The 19,544-nt window shown below is 72.1% G+C and carries 15 protein-coding genes and 1 other RNA gene; 3 read left to right on the forward strand and 13 right to left on the reverse strand.

What is annotated here, in order from left to right; genetic code table 11:
- The first annotated feature begins 61 nt into the window (after positions 1-61).
- Together gabT and SD460_RS00145 are read left to right on the forward strand one after the other, a co-directional pair.
- A complete protein-coding gene (gabT, locus tag SD460_RS00140) occupies positions 62-1,417 on the forward strand; it encodes a 4-aminobutyrate--2-oxoglutarate transaminase (protein WP_290060734.1) in 1,356 nt (451 codons plus the stop codon).
- Positions 1,414-2,841, forward strand: coding sequence for an aldehyde dehydrogenase family protein (locus tag SD460_RS00145; RefSeq protein WP_290060732.1), 1,428 nt, complete (start codon positions 1,414-1,416; stop codon positions 2,839-2,841). Before gabT ends, SD460_RS00145 begins: the two co-directional genes overlap by 4 nt.
- Position 2,842: 1 nt before the next feature.
- Here SD460_RS00145 and SD460_RS00150 read toward each other — a convergent pair whose 3' ends face one another.
- The 3 genes from SD460_RS00150 to SD460_RS00160 are packed head-to-tail and all read right to left on the reverse strand — an operon-like array spanning position 2,843 to position 5,756.
- Positions 2,843-3,550: an MBL fold metallo-hydrolase gene (locus tag SD460_RS00150; protein ID WP_318305727.1), complete on the reverse strand. Its 708-nt coding sequence runs from the start codon at positions 3,548-3,550 to the stop codon at positions 2,843-2,845.
- Positions 3,551-3,585: 35 nt separating this feature from the next.
- Positions 3,586-4,359: a helical backbone metal receptor gene (locus SD460_RS00155; protein WP_290060729.1), complete on the reverse strand. Its 774-nt coding sequence runs from the start codon at positions 4,357-4,359 to the stop codon at positions 3,586-3,588.
- Complete coding sequence (locus SD460_RS00160; protein ID WP_318305729.1) at positions 4,356-5,756, reverse strand: RNB domain-containing ribonuclease; 1,401 nt, start codon at positions 5,754-5,756, stop codon at positions 4,356-4,358. The genes SD460_RS00155 and SD460_RS00160 overlap by 4 nt, the downstream gene beginning before the upstream one ends.
- Positions 5,757-5,885: 129 nt before the next feature.
- Between SD460_RS00160 and SD460_RS00165 the strand changes: the two genes are divergently transcribed.
- The gene (locus tag SD460_RS00165; RefSeq protein WP_290060725.1) at positions 5,886-6,830 is read left to right on the forward strand and encodes an ATP-binding protein; all 945 of its coding nucleotides are present in this window, start codon (positions 5,886-5,888) and stop codon (positions 6,828-6,830) included.
- Here SD460_RS00165 and SD460_RS00170 read toward each other — a convergent pair.
- From SD460_RS00170 to rnpB, 10 genes are all read right to left on the reverse strand, one after another.
- Positions 6,827-7,012 (reverse strand): hypothetical protein, encoded by a 186-nt coding sequence (locus SD460_RS00170; protein ID WP_290060722.1) that lies wholly within the window; start codon positions 7,010-7,012, stop codon positions 6,827-6,829. The two genes, SD460_RS00165 and SD460_RS00170, sit on opposite strands and share 4 nt — an antisense overlap.
- A gap of 2,562 nt (positions 7,013-9,574) precedes the next feature.
- Complete coding sequence (locus tag SD460_RS00175) at positions 9,575-10,561, reverse strand: C40 family peptidase (RefSeq protein ID WP_438860714.1); 987 nt, start codon at positions 10,559-10,561, stop codon at positions 9,575-9,577.
- Between the two features lie 17 nt (positions 10,562-10,578).
- The gene (locus SD460_RS00180) at positions 10,579-11,178 is read right to left on the reverse strand and encodes a hypothetical protein (RefSeq protein WP_290062852.1); all 600 of its coding nucleotides are present in this window, start codon (positions 11,176-11,178) and stop codon (positions 10,579-10,581) included.
- Positions 11,179-11,181: 3 nt separating this feature from the next.
- Complete coding sequence (locus SD460_RS00185; protein WP_318305734.1) at positions 11,182-13,266, reverse strand: magnesium transporter; 2,085 nt, start codon at positions 13,264-13,266, stop codon at positions 11,182-11,184.
- Positions 13,263-16,232, reverse strand: a complete 2,970-nt coding sequence (locus SD460_RS00190) for an ATP-binding protein (protein WP_318305736.1) — start codon at positions 16,230-16,232, stop codon at positions 13,263-13,265. Before SD460_RS00190 ends, SD460_RS00185 begins: the two co-directional genes overlap by 4 nt.
- Positions 16,233-16,235: 3 nt before the next feature.
- Positions 16,236-16,763 carry a hypothetical protein gene (locus SD460_RS00195; protein ID WP_318305738.1) on the reverse strand — a complete coding sequence of 176 codons (528 nt, stop codon included), beginning with the start codon at positions 16,761-16,763 and terminating at the stop codon, positions 16,236-16,238.
- Between the two features lie 12 nt (positions 16,764-16,775).
- Positions 16,776-17,042 (reverse strand): hypothetical protein, encoded by a 267-nt coding sequence (locus SD460_RS00200; RefSeq protein WP_125307003.1) that lies wholly within the window; start codon positions 17,040-17,042, stop codon positions 16,776-16,778.
- A gap of 513 nt (positions 17,043-17,555) precedes the next feature.
- The gene (locus tag SD460_RS00205) at positions 17,556-17,729 is read right to left on the reverse strand and encodes a hypothetical protein (protein ID WP_290058083.1); all 174 of its coding nucleotides are present in this window, start codon (positions 17,727-17,729) and stop codon (positions 17,556-17,558) included.
- 449 nt (positions 17,730-18,178) lie between these two features.
- Positions 18,179-19,033: an SCO6745 family protein gene (locus SD460_RS00210; protein WP_290058084.1), complete on the reverse strand. Its 855-nt coding sequence runs from the start codon at positions 19,031-19,033 to the stop codon at positions 18,179-18,181.
- A gap of 109 nt (positions 19,034-19,142) precedes the next feature.
- An RNA gene (gene rnpB, locus SD460_RS00215) (RNase P RNA component class A) lies at positions 19,143-19,538 on the reverse strand.
- Positions 19,539-19,544 lie beyond the last annotated feature (6 nt).

A 19,544-nucleotide genomic window follows, 5' to 3' on the forward strand; every position in this document is an offset into this window, starting at 1 on the left:
GCGGTCGCCGCGGCACCCATCCTGAGGACGTCCACCCCGTTCGCGTCCGCAGGAGCACGCCGTGACCGCAAGCACCACCGCCGAGCCGCAGGCCCCGGCGCCCCGGCAGCGCAGGCTGCGCACCGAGATCCCCGGCCCCGTCTCGCGCGAGCTGCAGGAGCGCCGCGCGAACGCCGTCGCCGCCGGCGTCAGCTCGGTGCTGCCCGTCTACGTCACCTCCGCCAGCGGCGGGCTGCTCACCGACGCCGACGGCAACGTCCTGATCGACTTCGGCTCCGGCATCGCGGTGACCAACGTCGGGCACTCCGCGCCCGCCGTCGTCGACCGCGTCCGCAAGCAGGCGTGCTGGTTCACCCACACCTGTTTCATGGTCACGCCGTACGAGGGGTACGTCGAGGTCTGCGAGGCGCTGGCCGAGCTGACGCCGGGCGACCACGCGAAGAAGTCCGTGCTGTTCAACTCCGGCGCCGAAGCCGTCGAGAACGCCGTGAAGATCGCGCGCACGGCGACCGGGCGCCAGGCCGTCGTCGTGTTCGACCACGCCTACCACGGCCGCACCAACCTGACGATGGGCATGACCGCGAAGTCCGTGCCCTACAAGCACGGCTTCGGCCCGTTCGCGCCCGAGGTCTACCGCGTGCCGGGCTCCTACCCCTACCGCGACGGTCTGTCCGGTCCCGAAGCGGCCGCGCTGGCCATCGACCGGATCGAGAAGCAGATCGGCGGCGACCAGGTCGCGGCCGTGGTCTTGGAGCCGATCCAGGGCGAAGGCGGGTTCATCGAGCCCGCACGCGGCTTCCTGCCCGCGATTTCCGCGTGGTGCCGCGAAAACGGCGTCGTGTTCGTCGCCGACGAGGTCCAGACCGGCTTCTGCCGCACGGGTTCCTGGTTCGCGTCGAGTGACGAAGACGTCGTGCCCGATCTGATCGCGACGGCCAAGGGCATCGCGGGCGGCCTGCCGCTGTCCGCCGTCACCGGCCGCGCGGAGCTGCTCGACGCCGTCGGGCCGGGCGGGCTCGGCGGCACGTACGGCGGCAACCCGATCGCCTGCGCCGCCGCGCTCGGCTCGATCGAGACGATGAAGAACGAAGACCTGGCTTCGTCGGCGAAGCGGATCGAAAACGTCGTGCTGCCGCGGCTGCGCGCGCTGGCCGCCGAGACCGGGGTGATCGGCGACGTCCGCGGGCGCGGCGCGATGCTGGCCGCGGAGTTCGTGAAGCCCGGTTCTTCGGAACCGGACGCCGACCTCACCAAGCGCGTCGCGGCAGCCTGCCACCGAGCCGGCGTGGTGGTGCTGACCTGCGGCACCTACGGCAACGTCGTCCGGCTGCTGCCGCCGCTGTCCCTGGCCGACGACCTGCTCGACGAGGGCCTCTCGGTCCTCGAACACGCTGTCCGCACGGAGGTTCTCGCATGACTTTCCCGTTCTGGGTCGCCGGGAAGCCGGTGACCGCCGGCGCGACCGCGCTCGTCCGGCATTCCTACGACGGTTCCTCCGCCGGGTCGCACTACGTGCCGTCCGAGGCGGACGTCGAAGCCGCGGTCCAGGCCGCGCACGACGTCGCCGACGAGTTCGCGACGCTGCCCGCGCACGTCCGCGCCGGCGCGCTGGACCACGTGTCCCGGGCGCTGGGCGAGCGGTCCGAGGAGATCGCGGCGCTGATCACCGCCGAGTCCGGCAAGCCGCTGAAGTGGGCGCGCGGCGAGGTCGGCCGCGCGGTCTCGACGTTCCGCTGGGCGGCCGAGGAAGCCCGCCGGTTCTCCGGCGAGCTGCAGCGCCTCGACACCGACCCCGGCGGCACCGGGCGGCTCGCGCTGGTCCGGCGCGTGTCCCGCGGGCCGGTGCTGGGCATCACGCCGTTCAACTTCCCGCTCAACCTGGTGGCGCACAAGGTGGCCCCGGCGATCGCGGTGGGCGCGCCGATCGTGCTCAAGCCCGCGCCCGCGACGCCGCTGACGGCGTTGCTGCTGGGCGAAATCCTGGCTTCGACGGACCTTCCGGCGGGGTCGTGGTCGATCCTGCCGGTGGACAACGAGACGTCGTCGCGGCTGGTCGAGGACCCGCGGCTGCCGGTGGTGTCGTTCACCGGCTCGGTCCCGGTCGGCTGGGCGATCCGCGACCGCGTCCCGCGCAAGCACGTGGCACTGGAGCTCGGCGGCAACGGCGCGGTGCTGGTCTGTCCTGATTGGACGGACCTCGACTTCGCGGCGCAGCGGATCGCGACCTTCGCGATGTACCAGGCCGGACAGTCGTGCATTTCGGTGCAGCGGGTGTACGCGCACTCCGACGTCTTCGACGCGTTGCAGGAAAAGGTGCTCGAGCAGGTCAAGGCGCTGCGCACCGGCGACCCGCGCGCCGACGGGGTCGACGTCGGCCCGCTGATCAGCACCGACGCGGCTTCGCGGGTCGAGTCGTGGGTGTCCTCCGCCGTGGCCGCGGGCGGACGCCTGCTCACGGGTGGCGGGCGGTCGGGAGCCACGGTCGAGCCGACGGTGCTGGCGGACGTCCCCGAGGACGCGTCGGTGATGGCCGAGGAGGTGTTCGGACCGGTGGTTTCGCTGGTCCGGGTGGCTTCGGTCGCCGAGGGCGTGTCCCGGATCAACGCGTCGCGCTTCGGCCTGCAAGCCGGCGTGTTCACCCGCGACCTGCCGACGGCGTTCGAGGTGTCGGCGGCGCTGAAGGTGGGCGGCGTGCTGGTGGGCGACGTCCCGAGCTTCCGCGCGGACCAGATGCCCTACGGCGGGGTGAAGGACTCCGGCGTGGGCCGCGAGGGCCCGGCGTCGGCGATGGCGGACTTCACCGAGGAGCGGGTGACCGTCCTGACCGGACTGACGCTCTGAGCTACCGGCGTTTCCCCCAGCGCTCGTCGGCCGGCTCTTCGCCGCGTCGCAGCGCTTCGAGGTAGGCGCGGTCGACGGCGAACCGGGCCGCGATCTCGTCGTTCCGGGCCACGGCGCCGTGGCCCGGAACGAGGACGTCGACGTGCTCGGCGGCCTTGTCCAGCCGATCGAGAGCGGCCTCGTAGGCCTCCTGCTGCCCGGTACGGCGCGGGTCGAGGAGCGGGATGAGGACGTCGGAGAGCATGTCCCCGGCCAGCAGGACGCCGCGGTCCGCGAGCAGGACCGCGGCGTGCCCGACGGCGTGCGCGTCGTGCTCGACTACCTCACCCGGTATCGGCCCGCCGCCGGACGGCAGCGGGGTGAGCAGGGCGACGAGGTCGAGCGGAACGTCCTCGGCGGTCTCGGCCGCCATCGCCTGGGCCCGCTCGCGAACTTCGCCGGCGACCTGCGCGCAGGCGGCGGTGGCGTAGCGCGGCACGTCGCCGAAGCGGGGGTGCCAGAGCAGGTGGTCCCAGTGCGGGTGCGTGCAGAACCCGGCGACCACCGGTTCGCCGAGCCGGTCGAGGTCGTCGGCGAGCGCGTCCAGCTCGGCGCCTTCGATGCCGGGGTCGACCACGACCAGGCCGTGGTCGGCGCGGATGACGGTGGTGTTGCTCCAGACCCAGCCGCTTTGCCGCACCCAGACCCCGTCGGCCACCTCGTTCAGCATCGGCTCACCGTGTCAGGCCGCGGAGCCGGGCGCAATCATTCCGCCCGCAGCGCCGCCGTCAGCGCGGCGTGCGCCTCCACCAGCGAAGGTCCGTACCACGTCAGGTGCCGCCCCGAGATCAGCACGTACCGCGCGCCCGGGAAGTGGTCCGGCCCGTCGTCCTCGGTGAACAGGTACGGCTCGTCCGGCAGCACCAGCAGGTCCGCGTCCGCGCTCAAGTGCGCCCGCAGCTCCGCCACGTCCGGCCGTGGGTAGCGCTCGTCCGACCCCGCGTAGACGTTCGCCACGCCGACGCGGCGCAGGACGTCGCCGCCGAAGGTGTCGCGGCCCAGGACTATCCACGGTTTGCGCCAGACCGGGACCACCGCGTGGAAGCGCACCGGCCGGGTCTCGCGCCAGAGTTCCTCCGCCGACACCAGCCAGTCCGGTTCGTCCAGCTCGCACGCCTGCGTGAGGATCCGCCGCAGCGACGCCAGCGCGGCGGGCACGGACGCCGACGCGGCCATCACCCAGACCGGGATCCCGTTGGCGCGCAGGCGTTCCACGTCCTCCGGGCGGTTCTCCTCCGAGTTGGCCAGCACGAGGTCCGGCGCGAGGTCCAGCACCCGGTCGAGCTTCGGGTACTTGGACCCACCCACCCGCGGGACGTCCAAAGTGGACGGATGCGTGCAGTAGTCCGTGACGCCGGCCAGGCGCCCCGGCGCGCTCACCTCGACCGCTTCGGTCAGCGACGGCACGAGCGACACGATGCGCGAAGCCGGGCCGGACAGCGGCACCGGCTCCCCGAGGTCGTCGACGAGAGAGGTCATGCGCGTTCGAACGACACCTTCCGCTGCTCGACGTCCACCGCGGTCAGCCGGACGGCGATCCGCTCCCCCGCGGTCAGCTTCTCCCCCGCGCACTTCGCCATCACCGTCGGGTCTTCGACGAGGATCTCCGCCTTGTTCTCGTCCGCGCGCAGCACCACCGCGCTGAACTCGCCGCCGACGTGCTCGGCCAGCACCCACGCTTCGACCTGGTCGATGCACGCCCGCTCGACCTTCGCGGCGAGGGTGTCCGACGCGCTCATCCGCTCGGGCACGTCCGCCAGCGCCGCGCGCACCCACGCCAGCACCTCGCGGCCCGCCGAGACGGCGAGGCAGATCTCCGTGGCGAAGCGGTCCACCAGCCGCCGGATCGGCGCCGTCACGTGCGCGTACGCGCCGCCGATGCCCGCGTGCGTCGTCAACGCCGGCAGTTCGCCGTCGAACGCCGTGTAGCCCGCGCCGCGCAGCAGCCGCGTCGTGTCGGCGTAGAGCGCCATCGAGGCAGGTTGCCCGGGGTCCAGCGCGGACAGGAACTCCGACACGGTCGTCTCCGGTGCCCAGGCGATGCCCAGCGCGTCGGCCGAGCGGCGCAGCCAGTCGACGGCCTCGGGTTCCGGGTCGGGCAGCGTGCGCAGGACGCCGACCCGCGCGTCGATCATGATCCGCGCCGCCGCCATCCCGGTGAGCAGCGAGATCTCGGCGTTCCAGGCGTCGACGACCGTCCGCGGCCGGCGGGCGAGCACCCAGCCGCCGTCCGGGTTGCCGCTGATCTCCTGCTCCGGCAGCTGCAGCTCGACCGCGCCGCGGCGGACGGCCAGTTCGCGCCGCCGCCGCCCGAGCTCGGGCAGCGCCGCCACCGACGGGTGCGGCTTCCCGGCGTCGAGCGCGGCTTGCACCGTCTCGTAGTCGAACTGCTCGGTGGACCGGACCAGCGCGCGGCGCACGCGCGTGGACGTCGGCTCGCCGGCTTCGTCGGTCTCGATGGTCCAGAGCACCGCGGGCCGGACCTCGCCCGGCAGCAGGCTCGCGGCGCCTTCGGACAGCACCGGCGGGTGCAGCGGGACGTTCCCGTCGGGCAGGTAGAGCGTCTGCCCGCGCAGGCGTGATTCGCGGTCGAGCGCGCCGCCGGGCGGGACGAACGCGGCGAGGTCGGCGATCGCGTAGTGCACGCGGAAGCCGCGCGCGGTCTTCTCCACGACCATCGCCTGGTCGAGGTCCTTGGACCCGGGCGGGTCGATGGTGACGAACGGCAGCTCGGTCGCGTCTTCGCGAGGCTCGGCGAGCGGGTCGAGGACCGCCGCCTCCGCTTCGGCCAGCACGTCCGGCCCGAACGACTCCGGCAGCGAAAACTCGGCGCGCAGGGGCCCGAAGTCCCCGCCCGCCGAGTGTGTCCTGATCACCAGGGGAGGCACCCCCCAACCCTAACCCCGGAAGGGGCCGATGATCGCCCGATCGGGCGCGGGCCGGTCGGGTGTACGTTGTCGGGCAATAATGAAAACCGTCTTCGTTATCAGAAGGGTGCCCGACAAGTGAAGATCGCGTTCGTCGGCAAGGGCGGCAGCGGCAAGACCACGCTCTCGTCGCTGTTCGTCGCGTACCTCGCCGACGCCGGCCTGCCGGTGCTGGCGATCGACGCCGACATCAACCAGCACCTGGCGGTGGCGCTCGGCGCGACCGAAGAAGAAGCACTGGCCTGGCCGACGCTCGGCGACAACATGGCCCTGATCAAGGAGTACCTGCGCGGCGACAACCCGCGCATCCCCGACGCGGCGTCGATGATCAAGACGACCCCGCCAGGGCGGGGCTCCCGCCTGGTCCGGCCGTTCGAGGACAACCCGGTGTTCTCGGCGTGCTTCCGCCAATTGGGCGGCGTGCGGCTCGGCGTCACCGGCCAGTTCGACGAGGACGACCTGGGCGTCAAGTGCTACCACTCGAAGGTGGGAGCCGCGGAGCTGCTGCTGAACCACCTGGTCGACGTGGACGGCGAGTACGTCGTGATGGACATGACGGCGGGCGCGGACGCGTTCGCTTCGGGCCTGTTCACGCGGTTCGACGTGACGTTCCTGGTGTGCGAGCCGACGGTGCGCAGCGTGGGCGTGTACCGCCAGTACGCGGACTACGCCCGCGACTTCGGCGTCCGGCTCGTGGTGGTGGGCAACAAGGTGACGGACGCGGAGGACGTCGAGTTCCTGCAGGACCAGGTCGGCGGCGCGCTGCTGGGCTGGTTGTCGGCGTCCCGCCACGTCCGCGCGGCCGAGCGCGGCACAGCCCGCCCGATCAGCGAGCTGGAGCCCCGCAACCTCTCGACGCTGCGTTCGATGCACGCGGCGGTGGACGCGGAACACCGCGACTGGGCGCGCTACCAGCGCCAGGCGGTGGAGTTCCACCTGCGCAACGCCCACGCCTGGGCCGGCGCGGACCTGGCCGCGCAGGTGGATCCGGAGTTCGTCCTGGGACCGCAGCTGGTGGTCTAGTCGTCGTCGGCGGCGTCGGCCTGCCGGGTCCGTTCCTTGGCGATGTCGAGCGCCCGCCGGGCGGTGGCCTCGTCGGGGTAGGGCCCGAGCAGGTCGACGCTGCGGCTGCGTTCGAGGTGCTCGACCTGGTGGGTGCGGGTGTTGTAGTACCACCCCTGGTCGGGATTCGGATCTTTCGACATGACCCCAGCCTGGCAGGTGGTGCGCCCGCTGTCAGCGCTTGTACTTGTAGGGGATCTCGGTCGGCTGGCCGGTGGGGCCGAAGTCCTGGGCTTCTTCTTGCTGTTCGGGGAGTTCGTCGAACCAGCCGCGGGGGGTGCCGCGAGGCGGGGTTTCGGGTTCGGTGCGGGTGGTGGGCTGCGGGAGCGGGGTGTTCTTGCCGGGAAAGACCGGGCGGGCATCGGTGTTCGGAACGGGCGGCAGGGTGCCGGGACCGGGGAAGACCGGGCGAGCGGGGGCGGCGTGCCGGGCGGGGAACGGTTGGGGGGTGGACTCCGGGCCGGGAAACACCGGCTTGGGGCGGGGGGTTTGGGGTGTGCTTGGCGCCGGCGGGGTGGCTTGTGTGGGTGCCGGGGCTGGTCCGGGGGGCGGCGCCGGCGGGGTGGCCGGGGCCGCTGCGGGAAGCGGCGCTTGCGGGGTCGCTTGCGTGGGTGCGGGGGCTGGTCCGGGGGGCGGCACCTGCGGGGCGGGCGCCGGAGCTGATCCGGCGGGCGCTTGCGGGGCAGGCGCCGAAGCCGATCCAGGGGGCGGCGCTTGCGGGGTGACCGGGGCGGGCGCCGGAGTGGCGTCAGGGAGCGTTCCCTGCGGCGTGCCCGGTGCCAGCGCCGGAGTGGGCTCGGAGAGCGGCTCCTGCGAGGTTGCCGGGGTCGGGTCGACCGGCTCTTGGGCGTGTGCGGGGCTGGGCCCCTGCGTCGAAGCCGAGCTGCCTGCGGTAGCCGGCGCCGTGGAGGTTCCAGGCAGCGGGTCGCTGGCAGAAGCCGACTCCGGTGCGGCAGCCGTGTCGGGAGGCTGAACCTGTGCTGCGGCCTGGCCTTCGACATGCGCCGGGGGAACTTCCGGAACCGGCGCGGCATGGTTCGGGGTCTCGGTGGCTGAACTGGCGGGTTCCTGCGCGGGGCCGGAAACCGGCAAGTCGACGGTCGTCCACGGCTGCTGAGCCTGCGGAGAAGTCGGCCGCCCACCATTCGAGAGCGGCTCGGCGGCGGATTCGCTGCTCGGCGCAGCGGACGCCTGCTCGACCGCGGGCGGTTCCGACTTCGACTCGGCCGGAAGCTGCGATGAAGCCGCCCCCTCGGGGGGAGGTGTCACGTCCGTGGGCGGACGCTCCACCGCAGCCGGTGGCTGGCTGGCGACCACTGGCTCCGGCTGCTGCGCCGAGGGCGCAGACGGCTCGGGCACAGCAGGCGGTTCAGGCGCGGCGGCCGGTGGCTGAGGCGCAACCTGTTCGACTTCTGGCCGCTGCACAGGCGGCGGGGGCACGACCTGCTCCGCTGCAGGCTGAGGCGCGACCGCTGCCGCACCCCGCTCCACCGCCGGCTGCGGCACGGGGGGCTGCGGCGCAACCTGTTCAACTTCAGGCTGCGGCGGCACAGGTGGCTGCGGCGGGACCCGCTCAGCCGCAGGCTGAGGCACAGCCTGCTCCGGCTGCGGCACAGGCGGCTGAGGCTCGACGGCTGCGGGCTGCGGCGCGGGCGCCGGCGGCACAACAGGAATCTCCGGCCGTGCGTGCTGCTGCGGCGCCCCCGGCTGCGAGACGCCACCAGACATCGCGGACGGCCCAGCGAAGTCAGGCCGCCCCGACTTCTCCTCCGCCGCCGCAGGCCGAGCCGCTGCCGCCGGAGGAGCGACCGCTGCAGGAGGGGCCTCCACCCGCGCAGGCGGCGCCGCAGCCTCAGGCCGAACCGGCGGCCCAGGACGCTGCTCAGCCCCCCAACCCTCCCCACCAGGCGAACCCGGCGCGAAACCAGCCGCATGCCGAGGCTCACCAGGCTGCTCCGCCGAGCCACCCTCCTCCGGACGTCCCCAAGGCACCTGCTGCCCAGGCGTCCCCGGCACCGAAGGCGCCGGCGGCGGCTGGGGCACCGTCCGCCACACCGGGGCCGGACCGATGTTCATCGGGGCCGGTGCTTGCCCGGGGGCCGGGCGCGCACCCGGAGGCGGCGGAGCCGGACGTGAAGCAGGCTTCGGGATCGGATCCAGCGCTGACACCAGCACCGTCGTGTTCAGCGGGTCCTCGACCTTCCGGCCGCTCCGCTCGCGGTAGACCATCTCGCCGTCCGCGTCCATCTCCACCAGGTAGCCCGCCTCCGCGAGCTGCTCCTCGTCGAGGTCAGCCAGCTTCTCGTACCGCGACGGCACCACCCGGTAGATCGGCCACGCCAGCCGGGCGTGTTCCGCGTGGAACTGGGCCAGCAGGGCCGCCATCTGGTGCTGCCACGGCAGGGACATGCCCTCCGCCAGCGACCTCGGCAGCACGACGTACCCCGCGTCCACCCCCGGGTAACCCTGGCTCAGCTGGTCGGCGAGGGGCGTGCTGGACGCGGGGCGGGCCGACTGCCGGGGTGGCTGGGGCGCGCCGAACAGCGACGCCGGGTCCCGGGGCTCGGTGCCGCCGGACTTGCCTCGCTTGCCGAATTTACGTCCCACGTGCTCATCCTCTGCCAGTACGCGGCCGCCTGCTCGTGGAAAGCGCCGCGACGTCGGGTGAATCGGCCGATTCGTGTCAAGGCCCTCTGCGACCCATGCTAAACGCCGGGGCGGACCGCCTGCGGAACGACTTCCGCCTCGTCGAACCGGAACGGCCGCGTGTGCACGGGGACACCCGTCTGCTGCGCCTCGACGACCTTGCCGTCGCCCAGGTACATCATCACGTGGTGGATGCTGTTCGGGTCCGAGGGATCCGTGGCCAGGAAGATCAGGTCACCCGGCTGCGCCTCGGCGACCGGCAGCAGCGCGCCGGCGTGGTACTGGTCGCGGGACACGCGCGGCAGGATGATGCCGGCCGACTCGTACGCGCGGAGCATCAGCCCCGAACAGTCGTACGAGTTCGGGCCCGTGGCGCCCCACACGTACGGCTTCCCCTGCTCGCCCAGCGCGAAACTGATCGCCTTCGCCGCCGCCTGGCTCGGCGGGAGCAGCTGGCCCAGGCCGGTGCCGCAGGCGACGACGTCGACGACCTGGCCGACGTTCTCCACCAGCGTCGCCGCCATCGGCTCCCACTTGTGGTAGCGGTCGGGGAAGCCCGAGCGCTCGACCGCCTGCGCCGCGTCGCCCGGGCGCTTGTTCTCCCAGTCCGGCACCGCGAGCAGGACGTCGTAGAACTTGTTGACCTCGTACGTCGGGTCGGTGACCTGCGCCACCGTCCCCCAGCCCATCGACGGGCGCATCTGGAAGATGCCCAGCGAATCCCGGTCGCCGTAGGTGAGGTTGTGCAGCCCGGACTCGGTCATCCCGGCCTGGATCGCGACCTGCCACGCGCGCGGCGCCAGCGACCGCTGCTTGCCGATCGAGATGATCACCGCGACGATGCCGCGCTGCTCGTCGTCGAGCTTCGACGCGTCGACGGTGCCGCGCTCGCCCTGGCCGGGCTGCGTCGGCCCGACCGAGGCGTCGCAGCTGGTCAGCGACACGCCCCGCGCCTGCGCCTGCTGGTTGTCGATGACGACCTTCGCGGCGACCGCGGTCACGACCAGTGCGCCGATCGCGACGAACACGATCAGCCCCAGCCACAACCCCAGGCGCCGCACGCTCAGCTCGCCTGGTCGTAGTCGGCGACGCGCCAGCCCGCGTTGGTGCTGATGATCGTGATCGCGAGCTTGGGCCCGTCGGTCGGGATGGTCAGCTGCACCGAGTTCGGGTAGGACGTGCCGACGACCGGTTCACCGGTGACCTTCGTCGCGGGGATGTTGGCCGGGTCCACCGAGCCCATCACCGGCAGGTACTCCTCGGTGGTGAACGGCTTCAGCTGCGCGAGCCACTGCTCGGACGTCATGCCCGCCGGGTGGTTCACCCAGGCCGCGGCCCACTCCTTGGCGACGCGGATCGCGTCGGCGTTCGGCGGCGCCGGGGTCGGCGTGGCCAGCGGCGTGGACAGCCGCGTCGGCAGGTTCGACGTCGGCACCGGCGCGGCGACGCCCGGCGCGGTCCTGGTCACCGACGTGGTCGTCCCCGTGGCCGGCGACGCCTTGGCCTGCGGCTTGCCGACGACCTTGGGCAGCACGATGCCGAGCGCGGTGATGAGGATCGCGAGGAACACGAGCGCGCCGATGAGGTGGCGCGGCGAGCGCAGCGGCCAGCCCCACAGGCGCCGGTAGACCGCGGCGCGGCCGCGGTTGGTGCGGATCGGCATCGGTCACCGCCCCATGACTTGGTCGGTGTCCCGCGGTTCCTCGCGGACCTCGATGCCCCGCGACGGCCGGTACAGCACGAACACCGGCTTGCCGGCGACGACTTCCGGGTCGACGCGACGCGGCTGGGCGCGCACACCCGGCGCCCGGGCCGCGTCCTGCGCCGGGTAGTCGTTGAACCCAGCCTCCGGCGCCCGCAGGTCGGACGGCACGACGACGGGCTCGGGCTCGTCGTTCCACCGCCGGTCGGCCACCGGCGAGGTGTCGACGCGCCGGCTCTCCTCCCGCGTGGTCGGCCTGCCGTTGGACCCGACGACGACGTAGTCGCCCGGGTCGCCGTTGGCGGGGTTGTACTGGCCGAACACCGGCGAGCCGGGACGGCCGCCCGCGGGCAGCGCGCCCGCGGCCCCGCCGCCTCCGACGGCGCCCGGCCAGGCCCCGGACCAGGCGGCCGCCGGGCGGGCGGCGCCCGAAGCGTTGTCGAGCCGCTGGGCGTTGGCGAAGATCGTGGCCTCCGGCCGGAACCGGCCACCACCGGCGGTGGCGCCGAGCGGACCGCGCTGCTCGCCGTCGACGACGTCGTCGGTGTCCCGCACGGTCTGCCAGAACTCGTCCTGCGGCGTCGGCCCGCTGCGGTTGCGCTTGAAGCGAGAGAAGATCCCGCCCCCGGGCGACGGCACGGCGGCGCCGACCATGCTGACCGACATCTCGACCATCTGCCACAGCCGCCGCACCGGCCGCCCGACCATGAACAGCAGCACGGTGATGAGCCCGGCGAGGACCATCTGCGTGAGCATGTTCAGCGAGTTGCCGGCGTCGAAGATGGCCTGCAGGAGCAGGGCGTGCACGCCGGCGAGGACGGAGAGCACGACGAGGTTGAAGGCGACCCCGCCGGCGACCTTGAGCACGCGGCGCAGGATCTCCGGGTGCAGCAGGGCGACGAGCCCGATCAGCGGCGCGGTGAGCGCGAAGAGGCGGATCAGGACCTGGGCCAGCAGCACTGACGCTTTCGCCAGGAGCTGGAAGAGCGAGTAGACGAGGGCTTGGCCGAGGGAGAGGAAGCCCGCGCCGGTGCGGCCGCCGGCTTCGCCGGTGAAGTAGCCGGTGGCGGGGCCGAGCTTGGTGGAGATGTCCTTGTAGGCGTTCTTCTTGCCGTCGATGACGGCCTGGTTGCCGTCGTCGCCGTTGCGCAGCTGCGCCCAGGTGAACGCCTGCGCGTCCAGCAGCGGGCGGCCGAACTGGTCGGCCTGCGGCGCGGTCGGCGAACCGAACTCGCCGCGCACCCAGTTCTTGTAGACGATCTCGTTGTGCAGGTTCGTCGGCAGCACGTGCCGGATGACCCGGTTGTCGGAGTCGTCGACGAAACCGGCCTGGATGTTCGTCGTGGTCTGGACGATCGCTTTGTCGATCGGGTCGAAGTACCGCAGCATCGCCAGCGACGACGCGGCGAGCCAGACACCGGCCAGCGCGTACAGCGCCCGTTTGCTGACCGCGGCGAGGTCGCCGCGCCAGATGTTGCGGAACAACATGATCGACATGACCAGCGCGACCAGCCCGAACAGCTGGGCGTAGATGTTGTTGTAGACCTTCTCCGCGCCCGACTTCACCGCGCTGTAGATCGGGTTGAGCAGGCCGCCTTCGAGCACGGTGTAGTGCAGCGAGTTCGTCGCGCCGACGATGTTCTTGCCCAGGTTGAACAGCTGGTTGCCGCCCCAGGTGTCGAGCGTCGAGCCCGGCGGCGTCAGGCTCAGCCCGGAGCAGTTCGTCTCGAAGGTGTTCCAGACGAACCCGGCGTAGCTGTAGTCGACGTAGGCGCTGCCCGCCTCGCCGTGGCCTTCGGCGGGGTCGATCGCGCCGACCATGCCCGCGCCGGGGCGTTCCGGGTTGGGGGCTTCGCCGCACGCTGCCGCGCTCGCCGCCGGGGCGGTCGCGATTGCCTGGAGACCGAGCACGAGCATGACGGCGAACATCGTCGCCTTGCGTCCCGGGGTGCGGCGGCCCGGCCGCGGGCCTTCCTTGATCCGCCGCTTGAGCGAGTGCCACCCCGCGGCCATCGTCAGCAGGACCGCGAGTGTCGCCACGGTGTTCATGCGGCGTCCCGGCCGGTGCCGCCCTTTCCACCCGTGCGGGCGTGTTGCTGCTGCCCGTTGGACGGCTGCACCCCGCCCTCCACTTCCCCGGTCTCGGACGCCAGCGGGTCCGGCGCGCCCAGGAGGTTCTCGTCGGCCAGGCCGACCTCCAGTTCGGCCGCCAGCTCGAAGTCCTGCTCCAGCTCGATGTCGTCCTCCGGCGGGGTGGCCACGAACGGCTTCTCCGGCGGGACTCCGTTGGGCGGCAGTGCCAGCTCGTTGCCGGGCCGGCGGGGTGGGGATGCCGCGTCCTTCGAGCCCGGAGTCGTGTCCATCACCGACCGCAGGTGGTCGAGGTGCGGGCCGGAGAAGTCGACGCGGATGCGCTCCACGCCGCCCGCGCCGTCGCCGAAGATGAACTGGCGGGGCTCGACGTCGCGCTCGAGACCGCTTCGCTGCGCGCCCGGACGACGTCCGAGAGCCGCGACGACCTGCTCGTAGCCGACGCCGACCGGGACCTTCAGCAGGCGCAGCGCGTCCGCCTGGGCGTCGTCGTCGTCGAGACGGCCGACGAACACCGAGTCCAGCAGGGCCACGAAGCCCTGGATCTTCAGGAAGTCCGCCGGGATCTGCGAGGACAGCAGGACCCGGACGTTCCACTTCCGCGAGTCGCGCGCGAAGCGGTTCATCAGCACGCGCCCGGTCGGGACCTCGGACAGGAAGAACGCCTCGTCGATCCAGACGCCCTTGCGCATCTCCTTCGGCTTCTCGTACACCGACCGCTGGGTCAGCCACGCCGCCAGGTTCAGCATCTCGACGCCGAGGGATTCCGCGTCCGTCCAGTACTCGCGCGGGACGCCGTCCTTCGGCAGCGTCAGCCCGGCCATCGTCAGGACCGTCAGGCGGTCGTCACGCGTCTCCGAGTACGGGTCCGCGTCCGCCTCCGGGATGAGCAGCGCCATCCGCTCGCGCATCTCGTCGAGGAAGTCCGCGACGACGCCCGCGTGCTCGTGGTGTTCCGAAGAATCCCGCCGCAGCGCGTCGATGACCTGGCCCGGGTCCGCGTCGAAGCGGCCACCCACCGCCCGCACCGCGCGCAGCAGCACGATCCGGGTCTGGGCCATCCGGGAGACCTCGTACGGCAGGACACCCGTCAGGACGTCCAGCACGAGACGTCGCCGCGTCGCGCCGGCCAGTGCTTTCTCGCGGCGCCAGGAGCGCTCCGGGTCGTCCTCGTCCATGAAGTGCTCGATCAGCGGCTCGGCGACCACCCGGTACGGGTTCAGGATCCCCGGCTGGGCGTTGAGCAGGTTGATCGGCCGCGCGTACGGGCGCAGCTCCGGCAGGTCGCACAGCCGCGACAGCGGGCCGGAGGGGTCGAGGATCGTCCAGTTCGCCCCCGCGCGCAGCGTCTTGTAGACGATGCCGCCGCCGAGGAACGACTTGCCGCCACCCAGGCCCGCGACCATCGCCGTCAGGCCGGAGCCGTCGCGGATCTCCTGGGCCATCCACGGGTCCCAGGCCACCGGACGGCGGGTCGCCGTGCACGTCTCGCCGAGCAGGATGCCGCGGCGGTCGCCGACCTCCGCCGTCGCCGTCGGGACCGCCGAAGCGCTCCAGACGACCGAGCCGCGGCGCATGTACGCCGCCGAGGCCAGCGGCTCGCCCGGGATGAACTCCCTGGCCAGCGCGTACTGGGCTTCGGGGTGCTCGATGGCGATCTTCGGCTTGTACAGGTCGAGCAGCTGCTGGGCCAGGCGCAGCGCGTCGCGCTCGGTCGGGCCGGACACCGCCAGCCGCCACCACGAGCGCACGCGGGTGGCGAGCGCGGTGAAGCCCGACGTCATCTCGTCGTCGATCTCCAGCACGCGCCCGGCCTGCCGCGACAGCGACTGCGGCGGCTCCAGCTCGTGCTCGTCGGTGTAGTGCTTGACCTGCGAGCGGACCTTGTTCATCTGGCGCTGCAGCTCGCCGGCGACCTCTTCGGGCCGCCGGACGTAGATGCGCGCGGACACCTCGACCGCGGCGGGCAGGCGGTCGGCGTGCTGGATCCACGGGTCGTCGACCTCGGGGATCTGCAGGCCGTGCATCTGCCCGACGGTCAGCACCGCCAGGTGCCGCGAGACGCCGGCGTTGGAGCCGGTGCGGCCGCGGACGGTCACCGTCGGCGCGTACGGCTCGGCGTAGAAGTCGGCCGCGTCGGTGAAGCTGGCCAGGTCCTCCGGCTCCCAGGCCGCGCCCGGCACGGCGGGCATGTTCCGCGGCGCGGGCAGGCCGAGGGAGCACGAGCGGTGCATCAGCCAGGACATCTCCTCGGCGTGCACCGGACGGCCTTCCAGCCCGGCGCTGCCGATGACCTGGTCGAGGTGCTCGACCTCGGAGTCCAGCGCGCTCAGCTCGGCGTCGACGGCCTCGGGCAGGATCTTGCGCAGCACCGGCGCGGCGCGCTCGACCGCGCGGTCGACCATCCGCCGGGTCTGCACCTGGACGCCGATGTAGACCTCTTTTTCGGCCATCGAGCGGCCCATGAGCTGCTGCTGCTCGCCGATCAGGTAGTCGTCGAACGACATCGCGCCCGGCACGTCCTGGGGGCGGTTGTGGGCGTTGTAGACGTGCGCCTCGGCCCACATCCGGATCGGGTACGGCCGGTTCGTGACGCGCAGGTGCAGCCAGCGGCCCTGCAGCTCGGCGTACTGGCCGGCGATGGCCGCGATCAGGTCGCGCCGCTGCGAGTCCGAGCGGAACGACCAGCGCTGCGGCGCGAGCCGGTACCAGGCGTAGACCTCGAACCCGGTGCGGACCAGGTGCCCGTCGATGCTTCGCACCGCGATCGACGGGGTATACGCGGGAATCGCCTGCTCCCCGGTCAAGCGCCGGGTCTTGCCACCCGAGCCGTTCCGCGACGCGCGGACCTGCTCGGGCGGTTGCCACGCGCCCGAGTGTGCGTCCCGACCCCGTTTTCCTCGGCTATCGCCGCGACCGAACAACGACTACCTCCCGGCCCGGGCCGCGTTGCCGCGGCCCCGGCGCGCTCGTGGTGCTCCCTGGTGAACCGGCGCGGTGGCGCGGCGCGCCCCCGTCGAGGGTGGCATGGGCGGAGCCGCACCCGGCTGGCCGCCGTGGTGCTGGTACTGCCGCCTCCGGCGGTGCTTCGGCAGCGGGCGCTCGGCCCGCACCCGGACCCGGCTGGCGCTCACCGCGCCGCCCGTGCCCGTGGTCAGTTCTCTCGGGGTGTTGAGCTCGCGCCCCGCCATCGCCACCACGGCGCCGAGCGGGCGCTCGTGGCTGATCTTGGCGGTCAGCAGCCGGGTCACGACGATGGTGGCGACGAACGCCCACGCCGTCGAAAAGAACCCGAAGCTCCAGCCCGCCCAGCGTTCGACGCCGAGCACGACGAAGAACGTCGGGATGCCGATGAGCCAGGCGACGTACCGGGCTCTCCAGGGAAAAGTCGCTTTCGGGGGGCCGAGCCACACGGCGTCGACCCGGTAGACCTCGTCATCCGTCCTGATGCGCACGCGGGCCCCGCCTCAGCCGGTGAACAGGCCGGCGATCCACTGGCCCACGTTGACGCCGGCGCCGCTGACCGCGAGTCCGATGATGGCGAGCGCGATGACGACACCGGCGAGCCGGCGCATGACACCGGCGTTGTCGCCCTTGCCGCCACCGAGCCAGAGCAGGAGGAGCGCTACGGCCAACAGCACCAGCGGAATGATGTTGTCGATCAGCCAGGTGCGCACGTTTCCCGTGCCCAGCTCGCCGGCGGCCAGCGTGTCGAGGGTGGTCAAGGTCGTCATCGCGATACTCCCGGTGCGCGGTGGGGGCCGCGCGGTTCTGGCTCAGGCGGTGCTTCGAACAACATCATGGGGGCTACGAGGGGTAGTGGTCAAAGCGCGCTGCGTGAATACCGGCTGCCTCTTCAACCGGTGCGGTGCGCGTGGCACACGAAATCTCCACGCCCACCATCATCGCGGCAAGGGCCCTCGGGTTGAACCCCGGCCACCCATACTTCTCAGTGTGCTGACGAACTCACCCCAATGCCCGGGATTTGCTCACTGTGGGTACTGGCACCGTGGCCGGTGTGCGGCCTGGAACAGTGTGACATGACCCGAACGGCCGTGTCGCACGAGTCCGTTCTGTGACAACCCTTCGGCCGGTCGGCGGCCATCTCGATCTTGAGAGGCTGGGCCGTCCGTCACAGGGCGCGCTGGACTTCACACATTTTTCACTACATAGCGTGATCATTTCTTTACACCCCTGGTGGGCTCGACCACCACGAGCCGAGCCCACCAGGGATCACCTCGGGGCAGTCAGCCGGCGACCTTCGGAAGGACGCGGGCGGCGACCAAGTCGTGCATGACCGCGGCCAAGTCCGGCCCTCGAACCAAAAGGACCACCGCGGCCAGAGCAACCAAGGTGATCGCGATCCTGCCGAGCAGGTGCACATATTCAGTACAACGTCGATGCAACTTCTTGCTGGCCAAGATTTTGACCACTGCCCACCAGAAGGTGTGACGAGGCTCCGAGGCTGGGCCACGTCGTCTGCTGCCGTTAGTCTTGGACATGCGGCATTCTCCTGCTCGTTAGTCGCGTGCGGATTTGTCGTGGTGGGGCGTCGCCTGTTGCAGCAGGGGGCGCCCCGTTTGCTTGAGCCGACAGCTTCACGCTGTCCGGGTAGCTTCGAACACCATCATGGAAGCTACGAGCTGTAGTGGTCAAAGCGCGCTGCGTAAACGACAGCTGCCTTGTCAACCGGTGCGGTGCGCCTGGCCCACCAAAACTCCACGCCCACACCATCGTGACGAGGGCTCTCAGGGGCAAACCCGGCCACCCGAAATTCTCGACGCACTAACGAACTCACCCCGACGCCCGGCATTTGTTCACCGTGAGTGCCGACACTGCCGCAACCCTGCGACTCGCGTGATCCCGAACGTCAGGCCCGGCGCTTCGCGAAGACACCCTCCGGGAACGCCCCGGCCTCGACCACCCGCCGGCTCAACCCGCGGCAAAGTTCCTCGAGCCGGGCCGTCCGCTCCTCGCCCAGGTGCTCCCACGGCCCCCGCGCGGCCGCCTCCGTCGCGACCTCGACGCGGTCGCGGAGCGCGGCCCCCTCGTCGGTCAGCCGGCTCTCGGCGTCGAGGAGACCGCGCTCGACGAGCCGGGCTTCGGCGGCCGCCCACTCTTCGTCGCTCCAGCCGCGGGTCAGCTTGGCCGTGGCGGTGAGGAAGCCGCGGCCGGTGGCCACGTGGGTGACCAGGGCTTCGACGCCGCTCAGGCCGTTGAGGACCAGAGCGGCGATGTGGCCGTCGCCGCGGTACTCGCGGATCAGGGTGATCGCGTGCCAGAGCACCAGGTGCGCCTCGCCCGGCCAGCCGAGCCCCGCGTGCGCGGCGTAGAGCGGGCGGCCTTCGGCGGTGCAGCCGGCGGTGGCTTCGCGCGCGAGCTCGGCGGCTTCGGCGACCTCGTCGCTCTTCACGTGGTCGCCGAGCAGCCTGGTCAGCGCTTTGTCGACGCCGTCGACGCGGGCTTCGAGGACCTGCTCCGGTGTCGCCAGCGTCCAGGCGCGCGGGATCACGCGGGCGACGACCTCGGGGTTGAAGTTGTAGAAGGTGGCCGCGACGACCTCGGGCCCGACGGCGCCCATGGCCGCGGACCGCCCGGCGAAGTACGGCATCCGCCCGGGGCGCAGGCCGGCTCCGGTGAGCGCTTCGTCCACCTCGGGGGCGAAGTACGCCAGAGCGTGCAGGGAATCGAACGCCGACTTGAACCGCTTCTCGTCACCCGCCATAGCGGCACCCTACTACCGGGTAACCCCGCGGGGAACCGCCTGCGGTCGTGAGTGGTAAGTCGGGTTCTAACCCGACTTGCCACTCACGAGCGTGAGCGTGAAGGAGGGGCGGACGAGCTGGCATGTAAGCCGGATCCTGTTCCCCGGTCGCCTCGCGGCTCCCGGGGCGGCGGCCATCCATCTCGGCCTGCCGTCGCCGGCAGGCTCCAGCGGCCTACCCGCAGGCTCGGACGGGCCGTCCTCGAACGCCTGCGCAGGAGCTCGAAAGCTCCCTCTTGGCCTTGCTCCGGGTGGGGTTTACCTAGCCGTCCCGGTCACCCGGGACGCTGGTGGTCTCTTACACCACCGTTTCACCCTTACCCCTGCCCGAAGGCGGGGGCGGTCTGTTTTCTGTGGCACTTTCCCGCGGGTCACCCCGGGTTGCCGTTAGCAACCACCCTGCCCCGTGGAGTCCGGACTTTCCTCGGGCCGGGTCGCCCCGGCCCGCGGCCGCCCTGCCAGCTCGTCCGCA

It is taken from the genome of Amycolatopsis solani, from assembly GCF_033441515.1.
Taxonomy (GTDB): domain Bacteria; phylum Actinomycetota; class Actinomycetes; order Mycobacteriales; family Pseudonocardiaceae; genus Amycolatopsis; species Amycolatopsis solani.